Here is a 12,577-nt window from a genome sequence, read left to right on the forward strand (position 1 = left end):
CCCTTCCCGACCGTCGACGAGGTGTCGCGGCACTGCCTCAGCGACGACGAGCCGGAGAGCGTGCACATCGAGGTCCATCTGCCCGGCCGGCTGGACCCGGACCGGCTGCGGGCCGCCTTCCGCCAGGCGCTGCTCACGCACCCCAGGGCGCTGATGCGGGAGGTGCCCGGCCGGCGGCACCTGCGGTCCTTCGCGTGGGAGCTGACGGACGAGCCGGACGGCGACCCGGTGAGCTTCGCGGGCCGCGGACCCGACGCCCTGGCGCGGGCCCGCGCCCGCGCGCTGGACGACTGCCCGCCGCTCACCCAGTCGCCGCCGATGCGCCTGGAGGCCGTCGAGCTCGACGGGACCGGGACGGGTGCCGGCAGCAGGACCGGGACCGTGCTGCTGCTGACGATGCATCACACGGCTCTCGACGCGCCGTCGGGGCTGCGGGTGCTCGCCACGACCGCCCAGCAGTACGGCGGCGAGGCGGCGCTCCCGGTTCCCGGGCGGGTCCGGCCCGAACGCGCGGGCGCGGCTCCGGGCGGGACCGGGCGCGAGGTGCGTACGCGGCCCGTGCGGGTCGCGCCGGACTCCCGTCCCGAGCCCGTACGCGCCCGCGCCGCGGGCAACGGCATGCTGCAGGTCGATCTGCCCGTGCCACCGCGCGCGGCGCGGACCGGGGACCTCCCGCCCTGGACCGTCAACGACCAGCTGCTGGTCGCCACGGCACTGACGGTGGGCCGCTGGAACGTCTCGCACGGCCGGCCGGCCGGCCCGGTACGGCTCACGATGCCCGTGGACGACCGGCCGCGCGGCACGGAGATGCCGATGGGCAACGGGACCCGGCTCGTCGAGGTGACCGTGGCCGCCGATGACCCGCGCGACACCGAGCTCCTGCTCGGTGCGCATCCGGACCCGGCAGCCGTGGCCCGGTTGCTGCGCGCGACGGCCCGGCGCACGCGCGCGCTGAAGTCGGTCCACGGCGCGCCCATGGGCGCCGGGGCGAATCTGCTGACCGCCCCGCTGCTGCCGGTCGGCGTCCGGGGCGTGCTCACCCGTGGCGCACGGTGGGCGGCCGCGGCGTGGACGTCGACGGCGTTGGTCACCAACGTCGGCCGTGTGCCGTACGCGCTGGACTTCGGCGAGGCCGGCCGGGCGTCGGCCGTGTGGTTCTCCGCGCCGGCGCGGATGCCGCGCGGGCTGAGCGTGGCGGCGGCCTCCACCGGCGGCCGCCTGCACGTGACGCTGCGCTGGTCGCGGGCGCTGCTCGGGGACACGGCCGGCGCGGAACTGGCCGGCCTGTTCGAGGAGTCGCTGGCCGCCACCGACCCGACCACCGATGGAGCCCTCTCCACCCAGGACAACCACAAGGGGCCGTCATGACCTTCTCAGCCACCGGCCCGGCGGAGACCGGGACGTCGCCCGAGACGGGGAGCTCGCAGGACCGGCCGGTCCCCGGGCTGCGGGACTTCTACGAGAACCCCGCCGTTCCCGTCGCCTCCGGCGAGGCCCGTACGCTGCGCCAGGCCCGGATGCTGGCCGACGCGCTCGGCCCCGTGGGGCCCGGCCGGCCGGCCGCGACCGTGCTCGACGTGGGCTGCGGGGACGGCTCGGCGGGCGCGATCGCCGCCCGCGTTCTCGACGGGCACCGCGTCGTGGGGATCGACTGGTCCCAGGACGCGCTGCGCCGGGCGGCGCCGCGCCTGAGTCACGTCGTCCGCGGCGAACTGACCGGGAGCGGGCTGCCGTTCGCCTCCGGCAGTGCCGACGCCGTGCTGTTCAGCGAGGTCGTCGAGCATCTCGTCGACCCCGACAGCGCCCTCGACGAACTGCACAGGGTGCTGCGACCGGGCGGACACCTGATGCTCTCGACGCCTAACCTCGCCGCCTGGTACAACCGCGCCCTGCTGCTCGCCGGGGTCCAGCCGGTGTTCTCCGAGGTGAGTCTGCGCCGCATCCACGGCCGACCGGGCAGCGAGGTCGTGGGGCACCTGCGGCTGTACACGGCGCGCGCGCTGCGCGAGTTCGTGGCGGCTTCCGGCTTCGAGGTGGTGAAGGTCGCCGGCGCGCCCTTCCACGGGGTGCCGCGGCCGCTCCGCCCGCTCGACCGCCTGGCCTGCGGCCTGCCGTCCCTGTCCTCCATCCTGCTCGTCCACGCGAGAAGGGTGTAGCCCGTGCTGTGGGGGGTGGCCGCCGCTCTGGTGGCGAACGTCCTGTACAGCACCGGCTTCGTCCTGGAGAAGCGGGCGCTGGCCGGCATGCCGCCGCTGAGCGCCGCACGGCCGGGCCAGGCCCTGCTCCTGCTGGTCGGCAGACCCTTGTGGATCTGCGGGGCCCTGGCGCTCGGCCTGGGTTTCGCCGCGCAGCTGGCCGTCTACCGCACGCTGCCGATCGCCGCCGCCCAGGGCCTGTTCCTGTCCGGTCTCGTCCTGCTGCTCGTGCTCTCCTCGGTGGTGCTCGGTGAGCGCCCCTCGGGTCGCGAGCGGCGTGCGGTCGCCGTGATCGGTCTGGCGCTGGTGATGGTGGTGTCCTCGCTGTACGGGACGAGCGAGGAGATCAGCCGCAAGGCGCCCATGGGCATTCTGCTGGCCCTGTGCGTGCCGACGCTTGCGGCCGGTCTGATGATCTACGCCAACGCCGAGCGGCGCGCCCGCCGGCGGCACCGGCAGCCGACCACCGGCGTGGCCTACGCGGTCGCGGTCGGTCTGATCTACGGTGTCAGCTCGCTCGCGATCAAGGGCGTCTCCGGGCATCTGGACACCTCGGACCTCGCGGCCTCCGCACCGACCCTGTTCGCCACGCCTTACCCGTACCTCCTCCTGGTGACAGGGGTCAGCGGCCTCGTGCTGTCGCAGACCGCCCTGCAGCGCTGCCGGGCGTCGCTGATCGTCCCCGTGTGCTCCACGGTGTCCTGCGTGTTCACCATCGCGAGCGGCACGATCGCGTTCGCGGAGCCGCTGCCCGACGACTGGCTGCGGCTGTTACTGCGTCTCGGCGGCACCGTCCTCGCGGTGACCGTCCTGCTCACCCTTCCGCGACACGACACGGACACACCCGATCACGAAGGAACCCGGCCATGAAGCCTGACAGCCCGCTTTTGAAGATCCTCGCCTGCCCGCTCGACAAGGGCCCGCTGATCCTCGACGAGAGCCGGAGCGCCCTCTACAACCCCCGGCTGCGCCGCCACTATCCGATCGTCGACGGCATTCCGCAGCTGCTTCCCTCCTCGGGTGTGCCTGCCGGAATTTCCGGCTCCGCCGCTTCCGGACCGGACAGTGGCGCATAAGTACCCGTAGGTGATCGGCCATCTATGGATCAAGCCACAAATGTTGGCCACAAACTTCACACATTCCCTCTCCATGCTGACCCCCGATGCTCTAGATTGACCGTGCTTCAGCAGTTCGGACCTGAGTCGACCACTCACGATCAATTGATCCGGCGCTACGGAAAGCCAGCACCCACAGCTCCGAGACATCTGGGATTGTCCTGCCCTGGGGAGGGGCGGGGCCCTCCCACGGGGTTGCCGGGCGGACATGTCGAACCACTGGACCTGGGGGGTTCTGTGCGGCAAGGGGGATTAGTCGGCCCGTTACCGTCGACGCGCGAGCGTCTGGCGAACGGGGCGATCAGCGGGCCCGCGACCGACTGGGAGCAGCGGTACCGCCGTGCCGTGATCATGAGCGACACCGTGGCCACCGCCTTCGTGGTGGCGTCGATCGGCGAATTCTTCGGGGCCAGGGACGCGGCCGACTGGCACGAGAAATGGGGCATTCTCGCATTCGGCACCCAGCTCCTCGTCCTGGGTGCGCTCGCGGTCAACCGGGCATGGGCTCCGGCACATCTCGGCCAAGGCGCAGAGGAATTCCGCCGGCTCGGACGTTCCCTTTTCATGGCGACCGTGGTACTCGCGCTCGGTGGAATCGCGCTGACCTCGCGCAACATCAAACTCTGGATCTTCGTCGCGATCCCCGCGATCGCGATCATCACCATGACGACGCGCTATCTGCTGCGCCTCTGGCTGCACAAACAGCGCAACGAAGGACGGTGCCTGCGTCCGGTGCTCGCCGCCGGGAGTCCGGCCACCGTGCACGACCTGATCGTCAGGACCCGCAAGTTCCCGCACCTCGGCTGGCGGGTGGACGCGGTGTGCACGACGGACGGTCTCGGGCCCGACGGTGACCATCTGGACGGAGTGCCGGTCGTCGGCCGTCTGACGGACGTCGCCAACCACATCCGCCGCGACGGCTACCGCGTCCTGGCGGTCACACCGGACCCCCACTGGTCACCGCACCGGCTCCAGCGGCTCGCCTGGAACCTCGAAGGCAGCGACGCCGAGATGGTCGTCGCCCCCGTGCTGATGGAGGTGGCCGGTCCGCGGCTGCACGTCGACGCGGTACTCGGGATCCCGCTGCTGCGGGTCAGCATGCCGACCTTCACCGGGGGGCGGCGGGCGATCAAGGGAATCGTCGACCGGCTGGGCGCGGCGCTCCTGCTGCTGCTGTTCGCCCCTCTGATGCTGGTCGTCGGGGTGCTCGTGACCGTGGAGAGCCGGGGCGGGGCGGTCTACCGCCAGCGCAGGGTCGGCAAGGACGGCCGCGAGTTCACCATCCTCAAGTTCCGCACCATGGTCGCCGGGGCGCACGGGGCACGTGCCGAGCTGGCCGACAGCAACGAAGGCGCCGGCCCGCTGTTCAAGCTGCGCCGCGACCCGCGGGTGACCCGGGTGGGTGCGGTGCTGCGCCGGTACTCGATCGACGAGCTCCCACAGCTCTTCAACGTGCTCACCGGCTCGATGTCGCTCGTCGGTCCGCGGCCTCCGCTGCCGGAGGAGTCCGCCGCGTACGGCCCGGACATCCGGCGCAGGCTCCTGGTCAAGCCGGGACTGACCGGTCTGTGGCAGATCAGCGGACGGAGCGACCTGCCGTGGGAGGAGGCGGTGCGACTCGACCTGCGGTACGTGGAGGACTGGTCGCTCGCCCTGGACACGGTGATCTTGTGGAAGACGCTGCGCGCGGTGCTCTACGGGCAGGGGGCCTATTGATGCGCGGGGGGCCGCGTCGACGTACGGCCGGTGTGCGGTTCGCGGGCGGGGAGTACCTGCCCGGGGGGAGGAACGGGTCATGAGGATCAGCGTTTTCGGGCTCGGCTACGTGGGCTGCGTGTCGGCCGCGTGCCTGGCCGACATGGGGCACGAGGTCATCGGGGTGGACGTCAACCGGGTCAAGGTCGACCTGGTCAACGGCGGCAAGGCCCCGGTCGTGGAGGAGGGGATCGGCGAGCTCGTCGCCGCGGTGGTGCGCACCGGGGCGTTACGGGCCACCGACGACGTGCGCGAGGCGGTCATGGGCAGTGACGTGTCCCTGATCTGCGTGGGTACGCCGTCGGAGCCCAACGGCAGCCTGTGCACGACCTACTTGGAGCGGGTCACCGAGCAGATCGGCGCCGCGCTGGCCGAGGGGGTCAAGGAGGGCGGCCGGCACACCGTCGTGTTCCGCAGCACGATGCTCCCGGGCACGTGCCTGAACCTGCTGGTCCCGATCCTGGAGAAGTACGTCGGCGGCACCGCGGGCGTGGACGTCGGCGTGGCGGTCAACCCGGAGTTCCTGCGCGAGGGCACGAGCGTGCGGGACTTCTTCGACCCGCCCAAGACGGTCATCGGCGAACTCGACGCGGCCAGCGGCGATGTGGTGCGGGCGCTGTACGACGGACTGCCCGGCGAGGTGTTCCGGGTGCCGATCCCGACGGCCGAGGCGATCAAGTACGCGGACAACGCCTTCCACGGCCTCAAGATCGGCTTCGCGAACGAGCTGGGCGCCGTGTGCCAGGCGCTCGGGGTGGACTCGCACCAGGTGATGGACGTGTTCCTGGCCGACAGCAAGCTGAACATCAGCCCCGCCTATCTGCGGCCCGGCTTCGCCTTCGGCGGCTCCTGCCTGCCCAAGGACCTGCGCAGCCTGGTCCACGCGGCGCAGCGGGCCGACGTCTCGGTGCCGATCCTCGCCCATGTGCTGCCCTCCAACGCCGACCACCTCCAGCGGGCGGTGGACCTGGTCGAGCGCACCGGCAAGCGCCGGGTGGGTCTCTTCGGGCTGTCGTTCAAGCCCGGCACCGACGACCTCCGTGAGAGCCCGCTCGTCGAGCTGGCGGAGAGACTCTTCGGCAAGGGCTACGACCTGCGGATCTACGACGCCAACGTGCACCTCGCGCGGCTGCTCGGCGCGAACCGCGAGTACATCGAGTCCCGGCTGCCGCACCTGGGCCAGCTGCTCACGGATTCCGTCGACGAGGTCCTCGAACACGCCGAGGTGTGCCTGGTCGGGACCAGGGATCCGGCCGTGCTGTCGGCGCTGCCGCATGGCGACGGCCCCGTGATCGTCGACCTCATCCACCTTCCCGACGCCGACGCGCGGCGGGCCGAACCCGGGTACGTGGGCCTTGCTTGGTGAGACGACCGGCGGTGACCGGGCAGACCGGCGCGCGCTGATCCTGGTGGAGAACCTGTCGGTGCCGTTCGACCGGCGGGTGTGGCAGGAGTGCACGACGCTCCGGGACGCGGGCTGGGAGGTGCACGTCATCTGTCCGCAGGGGAACAAGCGGGACACGGAGCCGGAGGCGGTGATCGAGGGGGTTCGGATCCACCGCTACCCCTTGCGCGCGGCCACCGGCGGTCCGGCCGGCTACCTGCGGGAGTACGGATCGGCGTTGTGGCACACCTTCCGGCTGGCCCGCCGGATCGGCCCGGTCGACGTGGTCCACGCCTGCAACCCGCCGGACCTGCTGTTCCTGCCGGCCCGGTGGCTGCAGCGGCGCGGGGCGCGGTTCGTCTTCGACCAGCACGACCTGGTGCCCGAGCTGTACCTCTCCCGGTTCGACCGCGGCGAGGACCTGCTCTACCGCGCCGTGTGCGCGCTGGAACGGACGACCTACCGGGCCGCGGACGTCGTGCTCGCCACCAACGAGAGCTACCGGGACGTCGCGGTGCGCCGCGGCGGCCGGCGCCCGGAGGACGTGTTCGTGGTGCGCAGCGCGCCCGACACCGACCGGTTCCGCCCCGTGCCGCCGGAGCCGGAGCTGAAGCGCGGCAAGCCCCATCTGCTGTGCTACCTCGGCGTCATGGGCCCGCAGGACGGCGTCGACTACGCCCTGCGCGCCCTGGCGAAGCTGCGGGACGAGGTCGGGCGGAGCGACTGGCACGCGGTGTTCGTCGGCGGCGGTGACACCTTCGACGCGATGGTGGAGCTGTCCGGGCGGCTCGGGCTCTCGGAGCAGGTGCAGTTCACCGGGCGCGTGCCGGACGCCGATCTGGCGCGCTACCTGTCCACCGCGGACGTGTGCCTCTCCCCCGACCCGCGCAATCCGCTCAACGACGTGTCGACCATGAACAAGGTCCTGGAGTACATGGTCATGGGCCGGCCGATCGTCTCGTTCGACCTCCGGGAGGCGCGCGTCTCCGCCGGTGACGCGGCCGTCTACGCTCCGGCGAACGACGAGGCCGAGTTCGCCCGGCTGATCGCGCGGCTGCTCGACGACCCGGAGGAGCGGGCCCGGATGGGCAAGATCGGCCAGGAGCGGATCAACGGGGCCCTGTCCTGGCGCAACTCCCAGCGATCGCTGCTCGCCGCCTACACCGCCGCGGTGTCGGCCGGTGGCACGGACCGTGCGGGGAAGAGGCCGCACCGTTGAGCGAAGACACGATACGCCTGGTCACGATCGGGCGGATTGTCCGTCGGCGCCGGCGGCTCCTCACCCTGCTCGTCGTGGTGGGCGCGCTCGTCGGCTACGGCACCTCCCTGCTGCTTCCGCCGCGCTACACGACCTCGGCCTCGGTACTGCTGCCGGGGGCGTGGGAGGAGCGCGAGCTGCGGACGCAGGCGGAGATCGCGACCAGTTCGGTGGTGGTCGACCGGGTGGCCGCCGCCCTCGGCCGGCCCGGCGCCGACGGCGTCGAGCTGCGCGAGCGGGTGACCGCCGAGGTCGCCGACGGGAACATCATCACGGTCTCGGGCACGGCCGACACCCCGGAGCGCGCGCAGCGACTCGCCGACCTGGTGGCGCGGGAGTTCGTGACGTTCGCCGAACAGGTCCTGGGCAGCGACACCGACCGCGACGCGGCGGCGCGGCTGGAGGCACTGCGGCAGGCCGTCGTGCGGACCGACCGCCGCATCACCGAGCTGGCCGAAGCGGCCGATCCCGGGCGGACCGTGGAGAGCGTGCAGACCCGCACCGACCTCGAGAAGCTGCGTACCGCGCTGCGGGAGGCCGTCGACAAGCTGGACCAGGCCGACCCCGCCTCCGGCAGGGCGGTCAAGGCCGACATGGTCGTCATGGGCCCGGCGGTCCGCCCGGCCGGCGAGGCGCCGCCGACGAGGACGCAGCTCATCGCCGGCGGAGCGCTGCTGTTCCTGCTGGTCGCGGTCGTCGGCCACCTCGTCGCCGCCCGGATGAGCCGTCGGCTGCGCACCGAGCCGGAGATCGCCGCGGCGCTGGGCTCGACGCTCCTCGGCAGCGTCGACGTGCCCGCACAGCGGCCCACGCACGGGCCGGCCGGCCGTGGCCCGCGGGCACTGGTCCGCCGGCTGCTCGGCGTCGACGTCCGGTGGGACCTGCCGGCCTCCCGGAAGTCCGGCGACGAGGCGAGCAGGCAGACCCGCTACCGGCGGGTGTGCGCCCGCCTCCGGGACCGGCTGCCGGCCTCCCGGCTGCTGGTCGTCGTCCCGGACGGCGACGAGATCGGCCGGCTGGCCGCCGAGCGGCTCGCCGCCGAGGCCGCGGGCGATCCCTCCCCCGACGCCTCGGGCACGGGATACCCCAAGCTGCGCGTGGTGGAGGTCCCGGTGTCCCGGCCGATGCTGCCGGACCGCGACGAGGAGTCCGGCGCCCTGGTGGTGCTCAGCGCGGGCCAGTGGACCGCGGGAGAGCTCGCCGGCATCGCCGAGGCGTGCGTGGACTCCGGCCACGAGCTCGTCGGCATCGTCCTCGCGGGCACGGTCCTGGCAGGACCGACACGGGCAGCCGGCCGTCCTCGGCGATCCGCCGCGGCGGCTCTCGCGCCGGCCGACGAGGCGACGGGAGTGCCCGGGTGACGACACGTACGACAGCGGAGCAGCCGGCCGCCGCTCCGCTCCTCGACCTGCACGCACTGGTGGTGGCGGTGCGCCGGCGGCGGCGCGTCTGGTACGCCTCGGCGCTCCTGGGGCTGCTCCTCGGGACGGCCTTCGCGGTGCTGCTGCCGCCACCGCCGACCGCGGTGACCAAGCTGCTGGTCGCGCATCAGGAGGACCAGCCGAACGACCCCGGCACGCTGATCCGCACCGACGTCGCGCTTCTGCAGACGACGCGGATCGCCGGTGAGGCCCTGCGCTCTCTCAAGTCCCCGGTGAAGCCGGAGGACTTCATGAAGGAGTACACGGCCGCCGGCCTGACCAACAACCTGCTGCAGATCGAGGTGGCGGGTGACACCGACGCGGAGGCCTTGGCGCGCGCCAGGGCGCTGGCCGACGTGTTCGTCGCCGACCATGTGAGGCGGATCCAGGAGGTCGCGGACGCCGAGGCCAAGGCCCTGCTCGACCAGCGCGACCGCATGCGGGACGAACTCGCCCAGGTCAACAGGACGATCGGGGACGGATCGCCGGAGAGCGGGCCCAGGGCGTCGGCGGACCGGGAGGCGCTCTTCGCCCGCCGGGCCGAACTCACCTCGCGGATCAGCGATTTCGACCAGCGTGCCGCCGAGGCACGCATGGGGACGCCCCGGCTCGTCGCCGGGACGCAGATCGTGGACGCCCCGCGCATGGTGCGGCACTCGCTGCCCAGGACCGCCGCCACCGACGCCGCGATCGGACTCGCCCTCGGGCTCGTCCTCGGGCTCGCGGTGTCCGCGGTCGGCGCGGTGGTGGCGGACCGCCCCGTGCTGCGCCGGGAGATCGCGGCGAACCTCGGCGCCTCGGTCATCGCGGAGCTCCCCCGCCGGTCGGCCTGGCCGTGGCAGCGCCGCCGGGCCCGGGCGGCACGCGAACGGCTCACGACGTCCCTGGCCCGCACCGTGCGCGGCTCCGGGGAACCGGTGTCCCTGCTGGAGCTGGGCTGTGAGCGCAGTGCGAGCGCGATCGCCCTGGACCTCGCCGGGTCACTGGCGGCGGACGGGCCGGTGGTCGTCGTCGACGGGCTGCCCGGCCGCAGGCTCGCCGACCGGCGGCCGAAGCCGGGAGACCCGGCCGTGGTCGGCGGGGAGCGTGCCGCGACGGTGCCGCGTCAGGAACGCCTGGTCGGCATCGGCTCGGTGGCGCCCGGCACGGCATGGACCGACCTGCGCTACCTCGGTCCCCGGACCGTGCTCGTCGTGCGGGCGGGGCACGGCAGCGCCGCCTGGCTGCACACCGTGGCACGTCAGCTCGCGGACCAGCACATCCCGGTGGTCGGTGTGGTGCTGATCGACCCGGATCCGCGGGACAGGACCGACGGCACCCTGTGGGAGGGCCCGTTCACCGCTCTGCGCGGCCGGAACGAGGTGCCCGTCCGGCGGAACGGTGGGGGTACCTCCCGCGCCGTTCAGGCAGTGGGGGAGGGCGGACGGCGGACGGAGCGGCTGCCGATGTGGGCGGCGCGGGTCCCCGACAGCGATCAGGAGGGTCAGTAGGACATGTGTGGCATAGCGGGTACTTACCGATGGCCGGACGGGAAGGTCGTGGCCGACCGGCTCACCGATACGCTCGCCCACCGCGGTCCGGACGGGGCGGGCCGGTACGGCCACCCCGTCGGTGACGGCGAGGTGCACCTCGGGCACCGCCGGCTGGCCATCGTCGACCTCTCGGAGACCGGCGCCCAGCCGATGGTCTCGGACGGCCTCGTCCTGACGTACAACGGCGAGCTGTACAACGCGCCCGAGCTGCGGGCCGAGTTGACGGCGGCCGGGGTGCGCTTCCGCGGTACGTCCGACACCGAGGTGCTCCTGGAGGCCTGGCGGCGCTGGGGCACGGACTGCCTGCCCAGGCTGCGCGGCATGTTCGCGTTCGGGATCTTCGACGAGCGGACCGGTGAGCTCGTGCTCGCCCGTGACCAGCTCGGCATCAAGCCGCTGTTCCTGCTCCGGCGCGGCGGGGGTCTGCTGTTCTCCTCCGAGCTGAAGGCGCTCGCCGCCGTGACCGGCGGGTCGCTGGAGGTGGACCACGCGGCGCTGGTGGCCTCGCTGCTCTACTACTGGGTGCCGGACTCGCGGTGCGCCTTCCGCGAGGCGGAGAAGCTGCCGCCGGGGAGCTGGCTCCGGTGCCGGCCCGACGGGCGGGTGGAGCGCGGCCGGTTCTGGAACCTGAAGGACGTCGCGGCCGAGGGCCGGGACCGGGCCCTGGCCGGCGAGCGGCCGGACCTGGCCGCGATCGTCGAGGAGTCGACCCGGCGGCACCTGCTCTCCGACGTGCCCGTGGCGACCTTCCTGTCCGGTGGTCTCGACTCCAGCTACCTGACGGCGCTCGCGGCCCGCGAGCAGCCCGGGATCTCCGCCTACACGATCGGGTTCCGGGCGGAGGACGCCAGGTTCGAGGCGATGCCGGACGACCTGCGCTACGCCCGGCGGGTGGCCGAGCGGTTCGGCGTCGACCTCCACGAGATCGAGATCGCGCCGGACGTGCTCGACCTGCTGCCGCGGATGACGTACCACCTGGACGAGCCGATCGGCGACCCCGCCGCGATCAACACCTTCCTCATCTGCTCGGCCGCCCGGGAGGCCGGGGTCAAGGTGATGCTCTCGGGCATGGGCGCCGACGAGCTGTTCGCCGGCTACCGCAAGCACCTGGCCAATCTGATCGCGCTGCGCTACCAGCGCGTCCCGCGGCCCCTGCGGCGCGGCGTGTCCAGGGCCGTGGACCGGCTGCCGGTCGCCACGGCCCGCCGGGGGTACCGGTCGGTGCGCTTCGCGAAGCGGTTCCTCTCCTTCGCCGACCTGCCGGAGGAGACCGCGTTCCGGCGCAGCTACACCATGTACGACCGGGGCGAGCTGCTCGGCCTGATCGATCCGGACCTGGCCGGGACCGTCGACGACGTACTGACCGAACACGCGGACGTCTACGAGGACAACGACCTCGACGACTTCGTCAACCGCATGTGCCTGGGCGACGCCCGGATGTTCCTGCCGGGCCTGAACCTCGCGTACACGGACCGGTCGAGCATGGCCGCGTCGACCGAGGTGCGCGTGCCGTACGTGGACGTCGAGGTGGTCAAGGCGGCGTTCACCGTGCCCGGTGACCGCAAGATCGTCGGCCGGCAGGGCAAGGCCGTCCTCAAGGAGGCGGCCACGTCGGTCCTGCCCCGGGAGATCGCGTACCGGCCCAAGGGCCTCTTCAGCGCCCCGCTGCGCGCCTGGATGAGCCGGGACCTGGCACCGCTGGTGCGCGAGGTGGTGAACGACGGCGAGCTCGTCCGCTCCGGGCTCCTGCGCCGCGACGCGCTGGCGCGCATGGTCGCCGAGGACGCCGCCGGGCAGCGGGACTTCTCCAAGCATCTGTGGCATGTGCTGACGCTCGAGTACTGGTATCGCGGTGCGACCTCCGGGTCCGGCCAGAACTCTTCCTTGACCGCGTAGAGACGAGAAGAGACAAGGGAC

General features: G+C 72.9%; 10 protein-coding genes. All 10 read left to right on the forward strand.

Going from position 1 to position 12,577, the window contains the following annotated elements; all coding sequences use genetic code 11:
- Positions 1-21: 21 nt before the first annotated feature.
- The 10 genes from DEJ46_RS02485 (at position 22) to asnB (ending at position 12,556) form a co-directional block, all read left to right on the forward strand.
- The gene (locus DEJ46_RS02485) at positions 22-1,368 is read left to right on the forward strand and encodes a condensation protein (RefSeq protein WP_317852160.1); all 1,347 of its coding nucleotides are present in this window, start codon (positions 22-24) and stop codon (positions 1,366-1,368) included.
- The gene (locus DEJ46_RS02490) at positions 1,365-2,156 is read left to right on the forward strand and encodes a class I SAM-dependent methyltransferase (protein ID WP_190622392.1); all 792 of its coding nucleotides are present in this window, start codon (positions 1,365-1,367) and stop codon (positions 2,154-2,156) included. Before DEJ46_RS02485 ends, DEJ46_RS02490 begins: the two co-directional genes overlap by 4 nt.
- A 3-nt stretch (positions 2,157-2,159) precedes the next feature.
- On the forward strand, positions 2,160-3,065 hold the full coding sequence (locus DEJ46_RS02495; RefSeq protein ID WP_150263946.1) for a DMT family transporter: 906 nt from the start codon (positions 2,160-2,162) through the stop codon (positions 3,063-3,065).
- The gene (locus tag DEJ46_RS02500) at positions 3,062-3,271 is read left to right on the forward strand and encodes a Trm112 family protein (protein WP_150263947.1); all 210 of its coding nucleotides are present in this window, start codon (positions 3,062-3,064) and stop codon (positions 3,269-3,271) included. Before DEJ46_RS02495 ends, DEJ46_RS02500 begins: the two co-directional genes overlap by 4 nt.
- Positions 3,272-3,547: 276 nt before the next feature.
- Positions 3,548-5,026 (forward strand): sugar transferase, encoded by a 1,479-nt coding sequence (locus tag DEJ46_RS02505; protein ID WP_150263948.1) that lies wholly within the window; start codon positions 3,548-3,550, stop codon positions 5,024-5,026.
- 79 nt (positions 5,027-5,105) lie between these two features.
- Positions 5,106-6,431: a nucleotide sugar dehydrogenase gene (locus DEJ46_RS02510; RefSeq protein ID WP_150263949.1), complete on the forward strand. Its 1,326-nt coding sequence runs from the start codon at positions 5,106-5,108 to the stop codon at positions 6,429-6,431.
- Positions 6,421-7,668 (forward strand): glycosyltransferase family 4 protein, encoded by a 1,248-nt coding sequence (locus DEJ46_RS02515; protein ID WP_150263950.1) that lies wholly within the window; start codon positions 6,421-6,423, stop codon positions 7,666-7,668. The genes DEJ46_RS02510 and DEJ46_RS02515 overlap by 11 nt, the downstream gene beginning before the upstream one ends.
- Positions 7,665-9,068 carry a Wzz/FepE/Etk N-terminal domain-containing protein gene (locus tag DEJ46_RS02520; protein WP_150263951.1) on the forward strand — a complete coding sequence of 468 codons (1,404 nt, stop codon included), beginning with the start codon at positions 7,665-7,667 and terminating at the stop codon, positions 9,066-9,068. Before DEJ46_RS02515 ends, DEJ46_RS02520 begins: the two co-directional genes overlap by 4 nt.
- The gene (locus tag DEJ46_RS02525) at positions 9,065-10,618 is read left to right on the forward strand and encodes a Wzz/FepE/Etk N-terminal domain-containing protein (RefSeq protein WP_150263952.1); all 1,554 of its coding nucleotides are present in this window, start codon (positions 9,065-9,067) and stop codon (positions 10,616-10,618) included. Before DEJ46_RS02520 ends, DEJ46_RS02525 begins: the two co-directional genes overlap by 4 nt.
- Positions 10,619-10,621: 3 nt before the next feature.
- Positions 10,622-12,556, forward strand: coding sequence for an asparagine synthase (glutamine-hydrolyzing) (asnB, locus tag DEJ46_RS02530; RefSeq protein ID WP_150263953.1), 1,935 nt, complete (start codon positions 10,622-10,624; stop codon positions 12,554-12,556).
- The last annotated feature ends 21 nt before the right edge of the window (positions 12,557-12,577 follow it).

This window comes from Streptomyces venezuelae (assembly GCF_008642375.1).
GTDB classification, from domain to species: domain Bacteria; phylum Actinomycetota; class Actinomycetes; order Streptomycetales; family Streptomycetaceae; genus Streptomyces; species Streptomyces venezuelae_G.